The organism is Pantoea cypripedii (genome assembly GCF_002095535.1).
Classification (GTDB): Bacteria; Pseudomonadota; Gammaproteobacteria; order Enterobacterales; family Enterobacteriaceae; genus Pantoea; species Pantoea cypripedii.
Map to the genome: position 1 here is coordinate 175,649 of NZ_MLJI01000001.1, position 21,697 is coordinate 197,345.

Sequence of the window (21,697 nt, forward strand, 5' to 3'; positions counted from 1 at the left end):
CAGAGGGAACGCATGACAACGTTAAGCTGTAAAGTGACTTCGGTTGAAGCGATTACTGATACCGTCTACCGCGTCCGTTTAATTCCGGCCGCGAATTTTAGCTTTCGTGCCGGACAGTACCTGATGGTGGTGATGGATGAACGGGATAAACGCCCGTTTTCCCTGGCGTCCACGCCGATGGAAAAAGACATCATCGAGCTGCATATCGGCGCATCGGAGCTTAATCTCTATGCCATGGCGGTGATGGAACGTATCCAGAATCAGCGTGAAATCACCGTGGACATGCCGCATGGCGATGCCTGGCTGCGTGAAGATAGCGATCGTCCCATCATCCTGATTGCGGGAGGAACCGGATTCTCCTACGCCCGTTCCATTCTGCTGACCGCACTGGCGCAGCAACCCGATCGTGATATCGCGATTTACTGGGGCGGCCGCGAACTGACCCATCTCTATGATCTCGACGAACTGAATGCACTGGCGGTGAAACATCCCAATTTGCAGGTAATCCCGGTGGTTGAACAGCCGGAAGCGAGCTGGCAGGGACGTACCGGTACGGTGCTGACGGCAGTGATGCAGGACTATGCTTCATTGAGCGGGCACGATATTTATATCGCTGGCCGGTTCGAAATGGCGAAGATTGCGCGTGAACGCTTTTGTGCGGAGCGCGGTGCGCTGGAAGCACAGATGTTCGGCGATGCGTTTGCGTTTATCTGATTGGGAAAAAAGCCCGCCCGAAAGGGCGGGAAATCAAGCAGTGGTCAACGTATTACAGACGTTCGAATACGGTTGCGATACCCTGACCTAACCCAATACACATGGTCGCCAGGCCAAACTGTACATCGCGTTTTTCCATCAGATGCAGCAATGTGGTGCTGATACGTGCACCGGAACATCCCAGCGGGTGCCCGAGTGCAATCGCGCCGCCATTCAGATTCACCTTCTCATCTATCTGTTCCAGCAGGCCTAAATCCTTCAGGCAGGGCAGCGTCTGGGCGGCGAAAGCCTCGTTGAGCTCGAACAGGCCAATATCCTGCACTGTCAGACCGGCGCGCTTCAGCGCCAGCTTACTGGCTGGCACCGGGCCATAGCCCATAATGGAAGGATCGCAGCCGACCACTGCCATGCTGCGAATGCGCGCGCGGGGTGTCAGGCCCAGCTCGCGCGCCCGGCTCTCACCCATAATCAACATCGCGGCCGCACCGTCGGAAAGGGCCGAGGAAGTCCCGGCAGTGACGGTGCCGTTGACCGGATCAAATGCCGGTTTCAGTGCAGCTAATCCTTCCAGGCTGGCATCTTCGCGGATCACTTCATCGGCGTCATAGCGTTTCAGTACGCCATCAACATCGTGACCATAGGTCGGGATAATTTCGCGCTTAAAATCGCCGCGCTGGGTGGCCTGCCAGGCACGCTGATGTGAGCGCAACGCAAAGGCATCCTGTTGTTCGCGGCTGATATGATGCATACGCGCCAGCATTTCGGCGGTCAGCCCCATCATCCCGGCGGCTTTCGCCACCGTACGGCTCAGGCCGGGGTGGAAATCCACACCATGACTCATCGGGACATGCCCCATATGTTCGACACCGCCAATCAGGCAACTTTGCGCATCGCCCACCATAATGGCACGCGCCGCATCGTGCAGCGCCTGCATCGACGACCCACATAAGCGATTCACGGTACTGGCGGGTACGCGATGCGGGAGCTCTGCCAGCAGCGCCGCATTACGGGCAATGTTAAAACCCTGCTCCAGCGTTTGCTGTACGCAGCCCCAGATGATGTCATCCAGCGTGGCGGGATCGAGCGCCGGGTTGCGGCTGAGTAATTCACGCATCAGATGTGCTGAGAGATCCTCTGCACGTACCTGACGAAACGCACCGCCTTTGGAACGGCCCATCGGTGTGCGGGCGGCATCGATAATAACGACATTTTCCATTTTACCATCCTCAGGCAGTTTGCAGCGCGGCTTCATCAATCGGTTGAGCGGCGGGATACCAGCTTTGATGCTGATGGGCCATATGTACCAGTAACTCCGGCAGCGCATACAGCGGGCCGAGTGCGGTATAACGTTTCGCCTGATCCACCACCGTGCTGTTCCCCAGCGTATCCATATAACGGAAGGCACCACCGCGGAACGGCGGGAAGCCGAGACCATAGACCAGCGCCATGTCTGCTTCGGCGGGAGAGGCGATAATCTTCTCTTCCAGGCAGCGCACCACTTCATGCAGCATTGGCAGCATCATGCGGTTGGCAATCTCTTCATCGCTGAAGACGCGTTTCGGCTGGCAAACGTGCTGCAACAGGGTATCGACCTCGGCATCAGCTTGTTTCTGTGCCTTGCCCTTTTTGTCCTCTGTCCAGCGCCAGAAACCCAGACCGTTTTTCTGACCGTAGCGCCCGGCTTCGTAAAGTACATCGATGGCGTCGCGATAATCTTTCTGCATCCGTGACGGGAATCCTTGCGCCATCACCTGCTGGGCGTGATGGGCGGTATCAATGCCGACCACATCCAGCAGCCACGCCGGACCCATCGGCCAGCCAAACTGTTTTTCCATCACTTTATCGATCTGGCGGAAATCGGCACCGTCGCGCAGCAGCAGACTGAAGGCGGCAAAGTACGGGAATAGCACGCGGTTCACAAAGAAGCCGGGACAGTCATTGACCACGATGGGCGTCTTGCCCATTTTGCTGGCCCAGGCGACGACTTTACCGAGGGTCTCCTCAGAGGTTTTTTCCCCACGAATCACTTCAACCAGCGGCATGCGTGGCACCGGATTGAAGAAATGCATGCCACAGAAGTTTTCGGGACGTTGCAGCGCCTGCGCCAGCTGGCTAATCGGAATCGTCGAGGTGTTCGAAGCCAGAATGGCGTCATCACGCAGATGCTGCTCGGTCTCAGCCAGCACTTTGGCTTTGATTTGCGGGTTTTCCACCACGGCTTCAACCACCACATCGACGCGTCCAAATCCGGCGTAGTCCAGCGTGGGCTGGATAGTGGTCAGCACGCTGGCGAGTTTCGCACCATCAATCTTGCCGCGCTCCAGCTGCTTATTCAGCAGTTTGCTGGCTTCTTTCATACCGAGTGCCAGCGCCTGTGGATTGATATCTTTCATTTGCACCGGCACGCCTTTCCATGCCGACTGATACGCAATGCCGCCGCCCATAATGCCCGCACCGAGAACCGCCGCCTGCGCCGGGGTGCTGGTGGCATTACCGCGTTTTTTGGCTAATCCTTTGACGTATTGATCGTTAAGGAAGATGCCGACCAGCGCGCGTGCCACGTCACTTTGCGCCAGTGGCACAAAGGCAGCGGTTTCCAGTTGCAATGCATCATCACGGCCAAGGCCAGCGGCGGCTTCAATGGTTTTTACCGCCGTGATGGGGGCCGGATAATGTTTGCCTGCGGTTTGCAGCACCATGCTTTTGGCGATGGTGAAGCTCATGGCGGCTTCGATCGGGCTGAGTTTCAGCGGAGCCAGCTTCGGTGCACGACGCGCCTGCCAGCTGCCCTGGATGATGGCGTCCTGGAGTACAGTTAATGCGGCGCTGCGCAGTTTATCGCTGCTGACGACCGCATCGACCAGGCCCAGTTTCAGCGCGCTGATGCCATCGACATCTTTGCCAGCGGCGATAATCTCCAGTGCGCTGTCGGCACCCAGCAAACGCGGCAGTCGAACGCTGCCGCCAAAACCGGGCATGATGCCCAATTTGGTTTCCGGCAGACCAATGCGGGTTTGTGCGGTGGCGATACGGAAGTCGGTGGCCAGTACGCACTCGCAACCTCCGCCCAGCGCATAGCCGTCGATTGCAGCAACGGTGGGTACTGGCAGATCTTCCAGACGATTGAAGATGCTGTTGGCAAAGGCCAGCCATTGGCTCAGCTTTTCAACCGGGGCATCGAACAGGGAAAGAAATTCGGTGATGTCGGCACCAACGATAAACGCCGGTTTCGCCGAAGAGAGCAGCAGGCCGCGCAGCGCGGGTTGCTGTTCCAGTACACCCAGCGCCTCACCCAGGGAGGCAACGGTTTTGGTATCGAGTTTGTTCACCGAACCGGGTGCGTCAAAAACCAGCTCGGCGATGCCATCGTCAAGCCAGCGAACAGAAAGGGTATCGCCTTGGTAGAGCATATCCGTCTCCTGAAACCGCGAAAGTTGATCTGGTCATACCAGATGATCGTGAGTGTGGGTGTCATGTTAATTTTTTGCAAACGAGAGTTTGCTTATTTGATACAGCGATCACAGCGTGCGGGGGCACGGCAACAAGGACACGGCTATGCTACACTGCGGCCATTTTCGCGATATCGGAGACAAGTCCATGGATTCACTGAAGACCCTGTATCACGCGCATATCAACACGCTGCAACAGCGTGCGCAGCAGGTGCTGGCGCGTTTTAAACTTGATGCCATGCTGATTCATTCTGGCGAGTTGCTGACCGTGTTTCTCGACGATCATGACTACCCGTTTAAGGTGAATCCGCAATTTAAAGCCTGGGTACCGGTCACGCAGGTGCCTAACTGCTGGTTATGGATTGACGGTGTGAATAAACCGAAACTGTGGTTCTATTCGCCGGTGGATTACTGGCATAACGTGGAGCCGCTGCCCAATAGCTTCTGGACCGGGGACGTTGAGGTTATCGGCCTGAAAAATGCCGATGAGATTGGGCAACTGCTGCCAGCTCAGCGCGATAATGTGGCTTACATCGGGCCGATACCCGCGCGTGCCACGCAGCTGGGTATCAAAGCCGACAGCATCAACCCCAAAGGGGTGATCGATTTCCTGCATTACCATCGCAGCATCAAAACCGATTATGAACTGGCCTGCATGCGTGAAGCGCAAAAGCTGGCAGTGGCCGGGCATCGCGCCGCCAAAGAAGCCTTTTTCTCTGGCATGAGCGAGTTTGATATCAACATTGCCTATCTGAGCGCCACCGGCCATCGCGATATTGACGTGCCTTACGGCAACATCATCGCGCTGAATGAACATGCTGCCGTGTTGCACTACACCAAACTGGATCATCAGCCACCGGCGAAACGTCATAGCTTTTTGATCGATGCCGGGGCGGAATATCTGGGCTATGCGGCCGATTTGACCCGCAGCTATGCCGCACAGACGAAATCGCGCTATGCCGAAATGGTTGAGGCGATGAATAAAGAGGAACTGGCGCTAATCGCGACTCTCAAGGCTGGCGTGCGCTATACCGATTATCATTTGCAGATGCATCAGCGCATCGCGCGTATGCTGCTGAAGTTTGAGCTGGTGAAAGGGCTGAGCGAAGAAACGCTGGTGGCGGAAGATTTAACCGGTCCGTTTATGCCGCATGGTCTGGGTCACCCGCTCGGTTTACAGGTACACGACGTTGCTGGCTTTATGCAGGATGATAATGGCACGCATCTGGCTGCACCGGCGCAATATCCGTATCTGCGTTGCACCAGAGTGCTGGAGCCTGGCATGGTGATGACCATCGAACCGGGTTTCTACATTATCGATTCCCTGCTGTCGTCGCTGCGCAGCGGCAAATATAGCCAGCACTTTGACTGGCAGGCGATTGATGCGTTGAAACCTTATGGCGGGATTCGCATTGAGGATAATGTGGTGATCCATGCCAATCGGATTGAAAATATGACGCGCGATCTGCATCTGGCCTGATGAACGCTTATGACATTCCCGCTGAGGCTGTGAGTCTCAGCGAGGAAACCATCAAGAAAAGTCGCTTTATTACGCTGCTGGCGCATACCGATGGCGTAGAAGCGGCGCGTGCTTTTGTGCAGCAGATTAAAGCTGAACATCCCACGGCCCGCCATCACTGCTGGGCATGGGTAGCCGGTGCGCCGGATGACTCACAGCAGCTTGGCTTTTCTGATGATGGTGAACCCTCGGGGACGGCGGGAAAACCGATGCTGGCGCAGCTGATGGGCAGTGGTGTCGGTGAGATTACCGCTGTTGTGGTGCGTTACTATGGCGGCATTATGCTCGGTACGGGTGGGCTGGTGAAAGCCTATGGCGGCGGTGTCCAGCAGGGTTTAAAGCAGCTGACACGTTGCCGTAAAGTGCCGATGCAATCTTTTACTCTGCAATGCGAATATGCACAGTTCAGTGATATTGAACGTCTGCTGCAGCGCTTTGACGGCAGAGTGGAAGAGAGCCATTATCTGGATCGCATTACGCTGCAACTGGCATTACCGCATAGCCAGATCGAAGGCTTTCGGCAAAACCTCTCTGACTACAGTCGGGGCGTGCTGACGCTCATCCCGCTGGAAAACTAAGAATATCTCTTTGAAAGGAAACGGCTGAATGCATTTTCGCGCCATTACCCGCATTGTGGGCCTGCTGGTGATTCTGTTCTCAGTGACCATGATCGTGCCCGGTCTGGTGGCCCTGATTTATCGTGACGGTGCCGGACGGGCGTTCAGTCAGACCTTTATGATGGCGCTGGTGATTGGCTCATTGTTGTGGTGGCCCAATCGCAAGCAGAAAACGGAACTGAAGCCACGCGAAGGGTTTCTGATCGTGGTGCTGTTCTGGACCGTGCTGGGCAGCGTGGGGGCGATGCCGTTTATGTTTGCCGAGCAGCCCCATTTGTCGGTGACCGATGCCTTCTTCGAATCCTTTTCAGGATTAACCACCACCGGGGCAACAACGCTGGTGGGGCTGGATTCACTGCCGAAAGCGATTCTTTTCTATCGTCAGATGCTGCAATGGCTCGGGGGGATGGGGATTATCGTGCTGGCGGTGGCGATCCTGCCAATTCTTGGGGTAGGGGGGATGCAGCTGTACCGCGCTGAAATGCCGGGGCCGCTGAAAGATAACAAAATGCGCCCCCGCATCGCGGAAACGGCCAAAACCCTGTGGCTGATCTATGTGTTACTCACCGTAGCCTGTGCCGTAGCGTTGTGGCTGGCGGGGATGCCGGTGTTTGATGCCATCGGCCATAGTTTTTCCACCATCGCTATCGGTGGCTTTTCTACCCATGATGCCAGCATCGGTTACTTCAATAGCCCGACCATCAACACCATCATCGCGGTCTTCCTGCTGATCTCCGGCTGTAACTATGGCTTGCACTTCTCTTTACTAAGCGGGCGTAGCCTGAAAGTGTACTGGCGTGATCCAGAGTTCCGGATGTTTATCGGCGTGCAACTGACGCTGGTGGTGATCTGCACGGTGGTGCTGTGGTTCCACGATGTCTATTCCAGTGGCCTGCAAACACTGAATCAGGCCTTTTTCCAGGTGGTCTCCATGGCGACCACTGCCGGGTTTACCACCGATAGCATTGCCCGCTGGCCATTATTCCTGCCAGTGCTGTTGCTGTGCTCCGCCTTTATTGGTGGTTGCGCGGGTTCTACCGGCGGCGGTCTGAAGGTGATCCGTATTCTTCTGTTATGTAAACAAGGTTCGCGTGAGCTAAAGCGCCTCGTCCATCCGAATGCGGTTTACACTATTAAGCTAGGGAACCGTGCGCTGCCGGAACGTATTCTGGAAGCCGTATGGGGGTTCTTCTCCGCTTATGCGCTGGTGTTCCTGGTCAGCATGCTGGCGATTATCGCTACCGGCGTGGATGATTTTTCCGCCTTTGCTGCTGTCGCCGCTACCCTCAATAACCTCGGACCGGGCCTTGGCGTGGTGGCCGATAACTTTGCTTCTATGAATGATGTGGCGAAGTGGATTTTGATTTCGACCATGTTATTTGGTCGTCTTGAGGTGTTTACCTTATTGGTTCTCTTTACCCCAACCTTCTGGCGCGAATGATAAAGCAGGATTGTGTGATGAAAGCGTTGATTGTTTACTCCAGCCGTGACGGGCAAACCCAAAAAATTGCTGGACGCATTGCGCAAACCCTGGCGCCCCAGCAGCTGTGTGATGTGATTGATGTGCAGCAGACCACTTCCCTCGACTGGACGCAGTATGATCGCGTGCTGATTGGTGCATCAATCCGTTATGGTCATTTCCATCCTGCTTTAATGAAATTTGTCACGACGCATCTGACGCAGCTGCAACAGCGTGCCAGTGGTTTCTTTAGTGTGAACCTGACGGCGCGTAAAGCCGATAAATGCACGCCGGAAACCAATGTCTATACCCACAAGTTTCTGACACAGTCACCCTGGCAACCCGATTGCTGTGCGGTGTTTGCCGGAGCGCTACGTTATCCGCACTATCGCTGGTTCGATCGCGTGATGATTCAGTTGATTATGCGTATGACGGGGGGCGAAACCGATACATCGAAAGAAGTGGAATATACCGACTGGCAGAAAGTCGCTCTTTTTGCCCAGGATTTTGTGCATTTACCAGGCAAAATGTTCTGAAATAAGGCGTTTTGGTGAAATTTAGGCCGAACGATAATTTTTTTGCAATAAACGCTTGTCAGTCAGAATTATCTCCCTATAATGCGCCTCCACTGACACGGCAAAGCGGCAACGCAGACGGTCAGTGAGGGACGAAGTGATTCATCCCGCCGGAGAAAATCGCTGAAAAAAGTGATTGACTCTGAAGGAGGAAAGCGTAATATACGCCACCTCGCGACAGACGGTTAACCCGCTGCTCGCACTGCTCTTTAACAATTTATCAGACAATCTGTGTGGGCACTCGCAGGATTGATATCAAAAGTCTACGGACTTAAAAAATATCAAGTCTCAAGAGTGAACACGTAATTCATTACGAAGTTTAATTCTTTGAGCATCAAACTTAAATTGAAGAGTTTGATCATGGCTCAGATTGAACGCTGGCGGCAGGCCTAACACATGCAAGTCGAACGGTAGCACAGAGGAGCCTAGCTAGCTAGGTACCGTTGTTACCGGTCGTGTTGAGCGCGGCATCGTGAAAGTTGGCGACGAAGTTGAAATCGTTGGTATCAAAGCGACTGCAAAATCAACCTGTACTGGCGTTGAAATGTTCCGCAAACTGCTGGATCAGGGTCAGGCTGGTGAAAACTGTGGTGTTCTGCTGCGCGGTATCAAGCGTGAAGACATCCAGCGTGGTCAGGTACTGGCTAAGCCGGGCACCATCAAGCCGCACACTCAGTTCGAATCAGAAGTGTACGTACTGTCTAAAGATGAAGGCGGCCGTCATACTCCGTTCTTCAAAGGCTACCGTCCTCAGTTCTACTTCCGTACAACTGACGTAACCGGTTCAGTAGAACTGCCGGAAGGCGTAGAGATGGTAATGCCGGGCGACAACATCAAAATGGTTGTCACCCTGATTCACCCGATCGCCATGGACGAAGGTCTGCGCTTCGCAATCCGCGAAGGCGGCCGTACCGTTGGTGCGGGCGTTGTTGCTAAAGTTATCGCTTAATCTCGATAATATTTGACGCAATGCACACGGAAAGGGCATCATTTGATGCCCTTTTTGCACGCTGTTGTATAGAACCTGGCTCATCAGTGATTTTCGGTCATAATCATTGCTGAGACAGGCTCTGTTAAGCGGTGCAGGATACCGAGTTACGCTCTAAAAGCTCATTCGGTTTGGATGCCTCGCCATGCGGGGCACAACAGTTTCTGAATTATAGTGGCAGGTTGGTTTATGAGTGCGAATACCGAAGCTCAAGGGAGCGGACGCGGCCTGGAAACAGCAAAATGGCTGGCTGTTGCCGTATTACTGGTTGTCGCTATTGTTGGTAATTACTACTACCGCGATGTGACACTGCCGTTGCGTGCGCTGGCCGTAGTGGTTCTGATTGCAGTGGCAGGCGGCGTTGCGTTGCTGACCACGAAAGGCAAAGCGACAGTTGCGTTTGCGCGTGAAGCAAGAACCGAGATGCGTAAGGTCATTTGGCCGACTCGCCAGGAAACGCTGCACACCACGTTAATCGTTGCCGCGGTAACTGCCGTGATGTCACTGATTTTGTGGGGACTGGATGGTATTCTTGTCCGCCTTGTATCGTTTATCACTGGCCTGAGGTTCTGAGATGTCTGAAGCTCCAAAAAAACGCTGGTACGTCGTGCAGGCGTTTTCCGGTTTCGAAGGCCGCGTAGCCCAGTCGCTGCGTGAGCACATCAAATTGCACAATATGGAAGAGTTGTTTGGCGAAGTCATGGTGCCGACTGAAGAAGTCGTGGAAATCCGTGGCGGCCAGCGTCGTAAAAGCGAGCGCAAATTCTTCCCGGGTTACGTACTGGTTCAGATGGTTATGAACGATGCCAGCTGGCATCTGGTGCGTAGCGTACCGCGTGTTATGGGCTTCATTGGTGGTACATCAGACCGTCCGGCACCGATCAGCGATAAAGAAGTGGATGCGATCATGAACCGCCTGCAGCAGGTGGGTGATAAGCCGCGTCCAAAAACTCTGTTCGAGCCAGGCGAGATGGTACGCGTCAACGACGGTCCATTTGCCGACTTCAACGGCGTGGTGGAAGAGGTGGATTACGAGAAAAGCCGCCTGAAAGTGTCTGTTTCCATCTTCGGTCGTGCAACACCTGTCGAGCTGGATTTCAGCCAGGTGGAAAAAGGCTAACACCTTATACATTTTTGTAGTTGCAGCAGGCGCGGAATTTATCTACAATTTCGCGCCTTTTGTTTTTATGCGCTGGCAACAGCGTGTGAATTGTCATCACGGGGAGCCTGTTTTTCAGGCGCTATAACCCAATTGAGGAAATATCATGGCTAAGAAAGTACAAGCCTATGTCAAGCTGCAGGTTGCAGCTGGTATGGCTAACCCGAGCCCACCGGTTGGTCCAGCTCTGGGTCAGCAGGGCGTTAACATCATGGAATTCTGTAAAGCGTTTAACGCGAAGACCGAATCTCTGGAAAAAGGTCTGCCGACTCCTGTTGTTATCACCGTATACAGCGACCGTTCTTTCACCTTCGTTACCAAAACACCTCCGGCTGCCGTACTGCTGAAAAAAGCAGCGGGCATCAAGTCTGGTTCTGGTAAGCCGAACAAAGACAAAGTCGGTAAAGTAACCCGTGCTCAGGTACGTGAAATCGCAGAAACCAAAGCTGCGGACATGACTGGTGCTGACGTAGAAGCGATGACTCGCTCTATCGAAGGTACTGCTCGTTCCATGGGCCTGGTAGTGGAGGACTAAGAAATGGCTAAGCTGACCAAGCGCATGCGCGTGATCCGTGACAAAGTTGATGTGACCAAACAGTATGACATCAACGAAGCTGTTGCTCTGCTGAAAGAACTGGCTACCGCTAAGTTTGTAGAGAGCGTAGACGTTGCTGTTAACCTCGGCATCGATGCTCGTAAATCTGATCAGAACGTACGTGGTGCAACTGTACTGCCGCACGGTACTGGTCGTTCAGTACGCGTTGCCGTATTTACCCAGGGCGCAAACGCTGAAGCTGCTAAAGCAGCTGGCGCAGAGCTGGTAGGTATGGAAGATCTGGCTGACCAGATCAAAAAAGGCGAAATGAACTTTGACGTTGTTATTGCTTCTCCGGATGCAATGCGCGTTGTTGGCCAGCTCGGCCAGGTTCTGGGCCCGCGCGGTCTGATGCCAAACCCGAAAGTGGGTACTGTAACCCCGAACGTTGCTGAAGCGGTTAAAAACGCTAAAGCCGGTCAGGTTCGTTATCGTAACGACAAAAACGGCATCATTCACACCACCATCGGTAAAGTGGACTTCGACACTGACAAACTGAAAGAAAACCTGGAATCTCTGCTGGTTGCGCTGAAAAAAGCAAAACCTGCTCAGGCGAAAGGCGTGTACATCAAGAAAGTTAGCCTGTCCACCACCATGGGCGCTGGCGTTGCCATCGACCAGGCTGGTCTGAACGCAGTAGCAAACTAATTGCTGCTTGTAACGGGCGAAAAATTCATCTAGAATCTTACGCCCGTTGTTCTGGTTGATCATTCAATTCAGAACCCAGATTCATAGTGAATGGAGAGTAAAGGCTAACCCCTTTGTAATTCAGTCACTAAGGTTGGAGCCAGGCCTTATCCTGGCCTCCGTCCAAGACCGCAGGAGCGCAACATCTTTGGATGAAACGCTTAATCCCCTGCGTAGACGGTGACAGAACCAAAAAGAATTTTTTTCTTCACTGGATTCTGCTCACCGTGTAATAGCGCTTATTACCTTCGGGTAAATAGGTGAAGTGAGTTCCAGGGAAATCCTTCCCTGGTCAAATCCAGGAGCAAAAGCTAATGGCATTAAATCTTCAAGACAAACAAGCGATTGTTGCTGAAGTCAGCGAAGTAGCCAAAGGCGCGCTGTCAGCGGTTGTTGCGGATTCCCGCGGCGTGACCGTTGATAAAATGACCGAACTGCGTAAAGCAGGTCGTGAAGCTGGCGTTTACATGCGTGTTGTTCGTAACACCCTGCTGCGCCGCGTCGTTGAAGGTACTCCTTTCGAGTGCCTGAAAGACACGTTTGTTGGTCCGACCCTGATTGCATACTCTATGGAACACCCGGGCGCTGCTGCTCGTCTGTTCAAAGAGTTCGCGAAAGCGAATGCAAAATTCGAGGTCAAAGCTGCAGCCTTTGAAGGTGAGCTGATCACGGCGGCCAATATTGACCGTCTGGCAACTCTGCCGACTTACGAAGAAGCACTGGCACGTCTGATGTCGACCATGAAAGAAGCCGCTGCTGGCAAACTGGTCCGCACTCTGGCTGCTGTTCGCGATGCAAAAGAAGCGGCTTAAGGCCAGCTCTTTTCCTTCGTACTTTAACGCATAAACTTATACTGATTCTTAGGAACAATTGTTATGTCTATTACTAAAGACCAAATTCTGGAAGCTGTTGCAGCTATGTCCGTAATGGAAGTAGTTGAGCTGGTTTCTGCTATGGAAGAAAAATTCGGCGTTTCTGCTGCTGCTGCTGTAGCTGTTGCTGCTGGCCCGGCTGAAGCTGTTGAAGAGAAAACTGAGTTCGACGTTGTACTGAAAGCTGCTGGCGCTAACAAAGTTGCAGTAATCAAAGCCGTTCGTACCGCAACTGGTCTGGGCCTGAAAGAAGCCAAAGATCTGGTTGAAGCAACTGGCGTGATCAAAGAAGGCATCAGCAAAGCTGACGCTGCTGCTCTTGAAGCACAGCTGAAAGAAGCTGGCGCTGACGTTGAAGTTAAGTAAGACAACCTTCGGGTTGCAGTCTGAGTAGTTTCAGACTGATGGCTGGTGACTTTTTGGTCACCAGCCTTTTTGCGCTACAGAGCCGCAATGGGGTTTCGCATTGTTTGTCCATTGGTGCTCTTCAATATCTTTTTCTATCGACGACTTAATATACTGTTTTCCTGCGCGGGTTCCCTGCCCATGCTGAAGCAATGAAATGATTTAAGAGTGATAGAAAGATGTATTGCATGTGATGCCCCGCATCGCATGAGAAACAAAATAGTGTTGCATGAACTGTCCTTCAGGACGGACAGCGTGGGTCGACTTGTCAGCTAGCTGAGGAACCCTAATGGTTTACTCCTATACCGAGAAAAAACGTATTCGTAAGGATTTTGGTAAACGTCCGCAAGTGCTGGACATACCTTATCTCCTTTCTATCCAGCTTGACTCGTTCCAGAAGTTTATCGAGCAAGATCCAGAAGGTCAGTACGGGCTGGAAGCAGCATTCCGTTCCGTATTCCCGATCGCGAGCTACAGCGGCAACTCCGAGTTGCAGTATGTCAGCTACCGTCTGGGTGAACCTGTCTTTGACGTAAAAGAATGTCAGATCCGTGGCGTGACGTTTTCTGCACCGCTGCGCGTCAAACTGCGTCTGGTGATCTACGAGCGCGAAGCGCCGGAAGGCACAGTCAAAGACATTAAAGAACAAGAAGTTTACATGGGCGAAATTCCGCTCATGACCGAAAACGGTACCTTTGTTATCAACGGTACTGAGCGTGTTATCGTTTCTCAGCTGCATCGTAGTCCTGGCGTTTTCTTTGACAGCGATAAGGGTAAAACGCACTCTTCCGGTAAAGTGCTGTACAACGCACGTATCATCCCTTACCGCGGTTCATGGCTCGACTTCGAGTTTGACCCGAAAGACAACCTGTTCGTCCGTATTGACCGTCGCCGTAAGCTGCCGGCCAGTATCATTCTGCGCGCGCTGCATTACACCACGGAGCAGATTCTTGATCTGTTCTTTGAGAAAGTGGTGTTCGAAATCCGCGACAACAAACTGCAGATGGAACTGGTGCCTGAGCGCCTGCGTGGTGAAACCGCCTCCTTCGATATCGAAGCCAACGGTACGGTCTACGTTGAGAAAGCTCGTCGTATCACTGCCCGCCACATCCGCCAGCTGGAAAAAGACAATATCCAGCACATCGAAGTACCGGTTGAATACATTGCCGGTAAAGTGGTGGCAAAAGATTACATCGACGAGAACACCGGTGAGCTGATTGTTGCAGCGAACATGGAACTGTCTCTGGATCTGCTGGCGAAACTGAGCCAGTCCGGTCATAAGCGCATTGAGACCCTGTTCACCAACGATCTGGATCACGGTCCGTATATTTCCGAAACGCTGCGTGTTGACCCAACCAACGATCGCCTGAGCGCGCTGGTTGAGATCTACCGCATGATGCGTCCTGGCGAGCCGCCGACGCGTGAAGCTGCGGAAAACCTGTTCGAGAACCTGTTCTTCTCTGAAGATCGTTACGATCTGTCTGCGGTTGGCCGCATGAAGTTCAACCGTTCTCTGCTGCGTGACGAGATCGAAGGTTCCGGTATCCTGAGCAAGTCTGACATCATTGAAGTGATGAAGAAGCTCATCGATATCCGTAACGGTAAAGGCGAAGTGGACGATATCGACCACCTCGGCAACCGTCGTATCCGTTCCGTCGGCGAAATGGCAGAAAACCAGTTCCGTGTTGGCCTGGTGCGTGTAGAGCGTGCGGTGAAAGAACGTCTTTCACTGGGCGACCTCGACACCCTGATGCCACAGGACATGATCAACGCCAAGCCGATTTCTGCGGCAGTGAAAGAGTTCTTTGGTTCCAGCCAGCTGTCTCAGTTTATGGACCAGAACAACCCGCTGTCTGAAATCACGCACAAGCGTCGTATTTCTGCCCTCGGCCCAGGCGGTCTGACCCGTGAACGTGCTGGCTTCGAAGTCCGTGACGTACACCCGACTCACTACGGTCGCGTATGTCCAATCGAAACGCCGGAAGGTCCGAACATCGGTCTGATCAACTCGCTGTCTGTGTATGCACAGACCAACGAGTATGGCTTCCTGGAAACGCCGTATCGTCGCGTAGTTGACGGTAAAGTGAGTGACGAAATCCATTACCTCTCTGCAATTGAAGAGGGTAACTTCGTTATCGCTCAGGCGAACACCAACCTGGCCGACGACGGTTCATTCGTTGACGATCTGGTTACCTGTCGTAGCAAAGGCGAATCAAGCCTGTTCAGCCGCGACCAGGTTGACTATATGGACGTTTCGACCCAGCAGGTTGTTTCTGTTGGTGCGTCACTGATCCCGTTCCTGGAACACGATGACGCCAACCGTGCATTGATGGGTGCAAACATGCAACGTCAGGCGGTTCCGACTCTGCGTGCTGATAAGCCGCTGGTTGGTACCGGTATGGAACGTGCTGTTGCTGTTGACTCCGGTGTTACCGCCGTAGCCAAACGTGGCGGTACTATCCAGTACGTTGATGCATCACGTATCGTGATCAAGGTTAACGAAGATGAGATGTATCCGGGCGAAGCCGGCATCGACATCTACAACCTGACCAAATATACCCGTTCGAACCAGAACACCTGTATCAACCAGATGCCGTGTGTTTCTCTGGGCGAACCGATTGAGCGCGGCGACGTGCTGGCAGATGGCCCGTCTACCGACCTCGGTGAACTGGCGCTGGGCCAGAACATGCGCGTAGCGTTCATGCCGTGGAACGGTTACAACTTCGAAGACTCCATCCTCGTTTCTGAGCGTGTAGTACAGGAAGATCGTTTCACTACCATCCATATTCAGGAACTGGCTTGTGTGTCTCGTGACACCAAACTGGGGCCAGAAGAGATCACTGCTGACATCCCGAACGTGGGTGAAGCAGCGCTCTCCAAACTGGATGAATCCGGCATTGTTTACATCGGCGCTGAAGTGACCGGTGGTGACATTCTGGTTGGTAAGGTAACACCGAAAGGTGAAACCCAGCTGACGCCAGAAGAGAAACTGCTGCGTGCGATCTTCGGTGAAAAAGCCTCTGACGTGAAAGATTCGTCACTGCGCGTGCCGAACGGCGTTTCCGGTACGGTTATTGACGTGCAGGTCTTTACCCGCGATGGCGTGGAAAAAGACAAGCGCGCGCTGGAAATCGAAGAAATGCAGCTGAAGCAGGCGAAGAAAGACCTGTCTGAAGAACTGCAGATCCTCGAAGCTGGCCTGTTTGGTCGTATCCAGGCGGTACTGATCTCTGGTGGTGTTGAGGCTGAGAAGCTGGACAAGCTGCCGCGCGAGCGCTGGCTGGAGCTGGGCCTGACCGACGAAGAGAAACAGAACGCACTGGAGCAGCTGGCTGAGCAGTATGACGAGCTGAAGCACGAGTTTGAGAAGAAACTCGAAGCGAAGCGTCGCAAGATCACTCAGGGCGATGATCTGGCACCGGGCGTGCTGAAAATCGTTAAGGTGTATCTGGCGGTTAAACGTCAAATCCAGCCTGGTGACAAGATGGCAGGTCGTCACGGGAACAAAGGTGTTATCTCCAAGATCAACCCGATCGAAGATATGCCTTACGATGAGAACGGCACGCCGGTCGACATCGTTCTGAACCCGCTGGGCGTACCGTCACGTATGAACATCGGTCAGATCCTGGAAACCCACCTGGGTATGGCAGCGAAAGGTATTGGTGAGAAAATCAATGCCATGCTGAAGAAGCAGGAAGAAGTTGCCAAACTGCGTGAGTTTATCCAGCGTGCTTACGATCTGGGCACTGACGTGCGTCAGAAAGTTGACCTGAACACTTTCAGCGATGATGAAGTGCTGCGTCTGGCAGAGAACCTGAAAAAAGGTATGCCGATCGCAACGCCAGTGTTTGACGGCGCGAAAGAAAGCGAAATCAAAGAGCTGCTGCAGCTCGGCGGTCTGCCTTCTTCCGGTCAGATTACCCTGTTTGACGGCCGTACCGGTGAGCAGTTTGAGCGCCAGGTTACTGTCGGCTACATGTACATGCTGAAACTGAACCACCTGGTCGATGACAAGATGCACGCCCGTTCCACCGGTTCTTACAGCCTGGTGACTCAGCAGCCGCTGGGTGGTAAAGCACAGTTCGGTGGCCAGCGCTTCGGTGAGATGGAAGTGTGGGCACTGGAAGCATACGGTGCCGCTTATACCCTGCAGGAAATGCTGACCGTTAAGTCTGATGACGTGAACGGCCGTACGAAGATGTATAAAAACATCGTCGATGGCAACCATCAGATGGAACCGGGCATGCCGGAATCCTTCAACGTACTGTTGAAAGAGATTCGCTCGCTGGGTATCAACATCGAGCTGGAAGACGAGTAAGCACTCGCATTTGTACTGGTTATGGGATGTTCGGCTGATGTCGAACATCCCTGAGAGTCTCACTCCGACGGGAGCTAATCCGTGAAAGACTTACTTAAGTTTCTGAAAGCGCAAACTAAAACCGAAGAGTTTGATGCGATCAAAATTGCTCTGGCTTCGCCAGACATGATCCGTTCCTGGTCTTTTGGTGAAGTGAAAAAGCCGGAAACCATTAACTACCGTACCTTCAAGCCGGAGCGTGACGGTCTTTTCTGTGCCCGTATTTTCGGACCAGTAAAAGATTACGAGTGCCTGTGCGGTAAGTACAAGCGCCTGAAACACCGTGGCGTGATCTGTGAGAAGTGTGGCGTTGAAGTTACACAGACCAAAGTGCGTCGTGAGCGTATGGGCCATATCGAACTGGCTTCTCCGACTGCCCACATTTGGTTCCTGAAATCACTGCCGTCCCGCATCGGTTTGCTGCTGGATATGCCGCTGCGTGACATCGAGCGCGTGCTGTACTTCGAATCCTATGTGGTTGTCGAAGGTGGCATGACCAACCTCGAAAAACGTCAGATCCTGACTGAAGAGCAGTACCTGGACGCGCTGGAAGAGTTCGGTGACGAATTCGACGCGAAGATGGGTGCGGAAGCCATTCAGGCCCTGTTGAAAAACATGGATCTGGAGCAGGAATGCGAACAGCTGCGCGAAGAGCTGAACGAAACCAACTCCGAAACCAAGCGTAAGAAGCTGACCAAGCGTATCAAGCTGCTGGAAGCGTTCGTGCAGTCTGGCAACAAGCCGGAGTGGATGATCCTGACCGTGCTGCCGGTACTGCCGCCGGATCTGCGTCCGCTGGTTCCGCTGGATGGTGGTCGTTTCGCTACCTCGGATCTGAACGATCTGTATCGTCGCGTGATCAACCGTAACAACCGTCTGAAACGTCTGCTGGATCTGGCTGCGCCAGATATCATCGTACGTAACGAAAAACGTATGTTGCAGGAAGCGGTTGATGCATTGCTGGATAACGGCCGTCGTGGTCGCGCCATCACTGGCTCCAACAAGCGTCCGCTGAAATCACTGGCCGACATGATCAAAGGTAAGCAGGGTCGTTTCCGTCAGAACCTGCTGGGTAAACGTGTCGACTACTCTGGTCGTTCGGTTATCACCGTGGGTCCATACCTGCGTCTGCACCAGTGTGGTCTGCCGAAGAAAATGGCACTGGAGCTGTTCAAACCGTTCATTTACGGCAAGTTGGAACTGCGTGGCCTCGCCACCACCATCAAAGCCGCGAAGAAAATGGTTGAGCGCGAAGAAGCTGTCGTTTGGGATATCCTGGACGAAGTGATCCGCGAACACCCGGTACTGCTGAACCGTGCACCAACCCTGCACCGTTTGGGTATCCAGGCGTTTGAACCGGTTCTGATCGAAGGTAAAGCGATCCAGCTGCACCCGCTGGTTTGTGCGGCATATAACGCCGACTTCGATGGTGACCAGATGGCCGTTCACGTACCGCTGACGCTGGAAGCCCAGCTGGAAGCGCGTGCGCTGATGATGTCTACCAACAACATCCTGTCACCGGCGAACGGCGAGCCAATCATCGTTCCGTCTCAGGACGTTGTTCTGGGTCTGTACTACATGACCCGCGACAAAGTGAACGCCAAAGGCGAAGGCATGGTGCTGACTGGCCCGAAAGAAGCCGAGCGTGTTTACCGCGCTGGCCTGGCCGAGCTGCATGCCCGCGTAAAAGTGCGTATCACCGAGTACAGCAAAAACGAACAGGGCGATTTCGTTGCCAAAACCAGTCTGATCGACACCACCATTGGTCGTTCGATTCTGTGGATGATTGTGCCGAAAGGTCTGCCTTACTCCATCGTCAACCAGGCGCTGGGTAAAAAAGCTATCTCCAAAATGCTGAACACCTGTTACCGCATTCTGGGCCTGAAGCCGACCGTTATCTTTGCTGACCAGACCATGTACACCGGTTTTGCCTATGCAGCCCGTTCAGGTGCCTCTGTAGGTATCGACGACATGGTTATCCCGGCGAAGAAAGCTGAGATCATCGCGGAAGCGGAAGCTGAAGTTGCTGAGATCCAGGAGCAGTTCCAGTCTGGTCTGGTAACCGCTGGCGAACGTTACAACAAAGTCATCGATATCTGGGCCGCCGCTAACGAACGCGTTTCCAAAGCGATGATGGATAACCTGCAAACCGAAACCGTGATCAACCGTCATGGCGAAGAAGAGAAGCAGGTTTCCTTTAACAGCATCTACATGATGGCCGACTCCGGTGCGCGTGGTTCTGCGGCACAGATTCGTCAGCTGGCAGGTATGCGTGGTCTGATGGCGAAGCCAGATGGCTCCATCATCGAAACGCCGATCACCGCGAACTTCCGTGAAGGTCTGAACGTACTCCAGTACTTCATCTCAACGCACGGTGCGCGTAAAGGTCTGGCGGATACCGCACTGAAAACGGCGAACTCCGGTTACCTGACCCGTCGTCTGGTTGACGTGGCGCAGGACCTGGTGGTGACCGAGGACGATTGTGGCACCTTCGAAGGTATCATGATGACCCCGGTTATCGAGGGTGGCGATGTTAAAGAGCCGCTGCGTGAGCGTGTACTGGGTCGTGTGACCGCAGAAGACGTGCTCAAGCCGGGCACTGCAGACATTCTGATCCCGCGTAACACCCTGCTGGATGAGCATTGGTGTGACGTGGTTGAGCTGAATTCTGTCGACGCCATCAAAGTGCGTTCGGTTGTAGGCTGTGAAACCGACTTCGGTGTGTGTGCACACTGCTACGGTCGCGATCTGGCGCGTGGTCACATCATCAATAAAGGTGAGGCCATCGGCGTTATCGCAGCACAGTCCATCGGTGAGCCGGGTACTCAGCTGACGATGCGTACGTTCCACATCGGTGGTGCGGCATCTCGTGCGGCTGCTGAATCCAGCATTCAGGTGAAAAACAAAGGTACTATCAAGCTGACCAACGCGAAAACCGTTACCAACTCCACCGGTAAACTGGTTATCGTTTCGCGTAACGTTGAGCTGAAAATGATCGACGAGTTCGGTCGTACCAAAGAAAGCTATAAAGTGCCTTACGGTGCGGTGATGGCGAAAGGTGATGGTGAGCAGGTCAATGCGGGCGAAACCGTAGCGAACTGGGATCCGCATACCATGCCGGTAATCACTGAAGTGAGCGGTTTTGTCCGCTTCACCGATATGATCGACGGCCAGACCATTACCCGTCAGACTGACGAGTTAACCGGTCTGTCTTCGCTGGTCATTCTGGACTCTGCTGAGCGTACTGCTGGCGGTAAAGACCTGCGTCCGGCACTGAAAATTGTTGATGCCAATGGCGACGACGTTCTGATTCCGGGCACCGACATGCCGGCTCAGTACTTCCTGCCGGGCAAAGCGATTGTTCAGCTGGAAGATGGCGTGAAGATCAGCGCGGGTGACACCCTGTCGCGTGTACCGCAGGAATCTGGCGGTACCAAGGACATCACCGGTGGTCTGCCACGCGTTGCGGATCTGTTCGAAGCGCGTCGTCCGAAAGAGCCAGCAATCCTGGCGGAGATCAGCGGTATCATCTCCTTCGGTAAAGAGACCAAAGGTAAGCGTCGCCTGGTAATCACCCCGGTTGATGGCAGCGATCCGTACGAAGAGATGATTCCGAAATGGCGTCAGCTCAACGTGTTTGAAGGTGAGCGCGTAGAACGTGGTGACGTGGTTTCGGACGGTCCGGAATCTCCGCACGACATTCTGCGTCTGCGTGGCGTTCATGCTGTGACCCGTTATATCACTAACGAAGTGCAGGAAGTTTATCGTCTGCAAGGCGTTAAGATTAACGATAAGCACATTGAAGTTATCGTGCGTCAGATGCTGCGTAAAGCGACCATCGTTAGCGCAGGAAGCACTGACTTCCTGGAAGGTGAGCAGGCGGAGTTCTCTCGTATCAAGATCTCCAACCGCGATCTGGAAGCGAGCGGTAAGTTGGGCGCAACCTACATGCGTGACCTGCTGGGTATCACCAAAGCGTCTCTGGCAACCGAGTCGTTCATCTCTGCTGCATCGTTCCAGGAGACCACACGTGTCCTGACCGAAGCTGCGGTAGCGGGCAAACGCGACGAACTGCGTGGCCTGAAAGAGAACGTTATCGTGGGTCGTCTGATCCCGGCCGGTACCGGTTACGCTTACCATCAGGATCGTATGCGTCGCCGTCAGGTAGGCGAAGTGCAGGTTGCACCGCAGGTTACTGCGGATGAAGCCTCTGCAAGCCTGGCTGAACTGCTGAACGCCGGTCTCGGTGGTAGCGACGACGAGTAATCACTCGATTCGCTAATAAAAAACCCTGCCTCGGC

At 53.7% G+C, this 21,697-nt stretch carries 15 protein-coding genes and 1 pseudogene; 14 read left to right on the forward strand and 2 right to left on the reverse strand.

What is annotated here, in order from left to right; translation table 11 throughout:
- Positions 1-12: 12 nt before the first annotated feature.
- Positions 13-714, forward strand: a complete 702-nt coding sequence (gene fre, locus HA50_RS00775) for an NAD(P)H-flavin reductase (protein WP_084871745.1) — start codon at positions 13-15, stop codon at positions 712-714.
- Positions 715-766: 52 nt separating this feature from the next.
- Here the strand turns inward: fre and fadA are convergent, their stop codons facing one another.
- Both fadA and fadB read right to left on the reverse strand, forming a co-directional pair.
- Positions 767-1,930, reverse strand: coding sequence for an acetyl-CoA C-acyltransferase FadA (gene fadA, locus HA50_RS00780; protein ID WP_084878265.1), 1,164 nt, complete (start codon positions 1,928-1,930; stop codon positions 767-769).
- Between the two features lie 10 nt (positions 1,931-1,940).
- A complete protein-coding gene (gene fadB / locus HA50_RS00785; RefSeq protein ID WP_084871746.1) occupies positions 1,941-4,124 on the reverse strand; it encodes a fatty acid oxidation complex subunit alpha FadB in 2,184 nt (727 codons plus the stop codon).
- 187 nt (positions 4,125-4,311) lie between these two features.
- Here fadB and pepQ point away from each other — a divergent pair, with 187 nt between their 5' ends.
- The 13 genes and pseudogenes from pepQ (at position 4,312) to rpoC (ending at position 21,662) form a co-directional block, all read left to right on the forward strand.
- On the forward strand, positions 4,312-5,643 hold the full coding sequence (gene pepQ / locus HA50_RS00790) for a Xaa-Pro dipeptidase (RefSeq protein WP_084878268.1): 1,332 nt from the start codon (positions 4,312-4,314) through the stop codon (positions 5,641-5,643).
- The gene (locus HA50_RS00795) at positions 5,643-6,260 is read left to right on the forward strand and encodes an IMPACT family protein (protein ID WP_084871747.1); all 618 of its coding nucleotides are present in this window, start codon (positions 5,643-5,645) and stop codon (positions 6,258-6,260) included. Before pepQ ends, HA50_RS00795 begins: the two co-directional genes overlap by 1 nt.
- 28 nt (positions 6,261-6,288) lie before the next feature.
- Positions 6,289-7,740 (forward strand): Trk system potassium transporter TrkH, encoded by a 1,452-nt coding sequence (gene trkH, locus HA50_RS00800; protein ID WP_084871748.1) that lies wholly within the window; start codon positions 6,289-6,291, stop codon positions 7,738-7,740.
- A gap of 17 nt (positions 7,741-7,757) precedes the next feature.
- Positions 7,758-8,294 (forward strand): menaquinone-dependent protoporphyrinogen IX dehydrogenase, encoded by a 537-nt coding sequence (hemG, locus tag HA50_RS00805; protein ID WP_084871749.1) that lies wholly within the window; start codon positions 7,758-7,760, stop codon positions 8,292-8,294.
- Between the two features lie 475 nt (positions 8,295-8,769).
- Positions 8,770-9,282, forward strand: a pseudogene (locus HA50_RS00810) (EF-Tu C-terminal domain-related protein); the annotation flags it as partial.
- A 228-nt stretch (positions 9,283-9,510) separates the two neighbouring features.
- Positions 9,511-9,894, forward strand: coding sequence for a preprotein translocase subunit SecE (secE, locus tag HA50_RS00815; RefSeq protein WP_084871751.1), 384 nt, complete (start codon positions 9,511-9,513; stop codon positions 9,892-9,894).
- 1 nt (position 9,895) lies between these two features.
- Positions 9,896-10,441 carry a transcription termination/antitermination protein NusG gene (nusG, locus tag HA50_RS00820; RefSeq protein WP_013507400.1) on the forward strand — a complete coding sequence of 182 codons (546 nt, stop codon included), beginning with the start codon at positions 9,896-9,898 and terminating at the stop codon, positions 10,439-10,441.
- Positions 10,442-10,586: 145 nt separating this feature from the next.
- Positions 10,587-11,015, forward strand: a complete 429-nt coding sequence (gene rplK / locus HA50_RS00825) for a 50S ribosomal protein L11 (protein ID WP_013507401.1) — start codon at positions 10,587-10,589, stop codon at positions 11,013-11,015.
- 3 nt (positions 11,016-11,018) lie between these two features.
- On the forward strand, positions 11,019-11,723 hold the full coding sequence (gene rplA / locus HA50_RS00830; RefSeq protein WP_084871752.1) for a 50S ribosomal protein L1: 705 nt from the start codon (positions 11,019-11,021) through the stop codon (positions 11,721-11,723).
- A 353-nt stretch (positions 11,724-12,076) separates the two neighbouring features.
- A complete protein-coding gene (gene rplJ / locus HA50_RS00835; protein WP_084871753.1) occupies positions 12,077-12,574 on the forward strand; it encodes a 50S ribosomal protein L10 in 498 nt (165 codons plus the stop codon).
- 63 nt (positions 12,575-12,637) lie between these two features.
- Positions 12,638-13,000, forward strand: a complete 363-nt coding sequence (rplL, locus tag HA50_RS00840; protein WP_084871754.1) for a 50S ribosomal protein L7/L12 — start codon at positions 12,638-12,640, stop codon at positions 12,998-13,000.
- A 328-nt stretch (positions 13,001-13,328) separates the two neighbouring features.
- Positions 13,329-17,357, forward strand: coding sequence for a DNA-directed RNA polymerase subunit beta (gene rpoB, locus HA50_RS00845; RefSeq protein ID WP_084871755.1), 4,029 nt, complete (start codon positions 13,329-13,331; stop codon positions 17,355-17,357).
- Between the two features lie 81 nt (positions 17,358-17,438).
- Entirely contained in the window at positions 17,439-21,662 is a 4,224-nt protein-coding gene (rpoC, locus tag HA50_RS00850) for a DNA-directed RNA polymerase subunit beta' (RefSeq protein ID WP_084871756.1), read from the forward strand.
- Positions 21,663-21,697 lie beyond the last annotated feature (35 nt).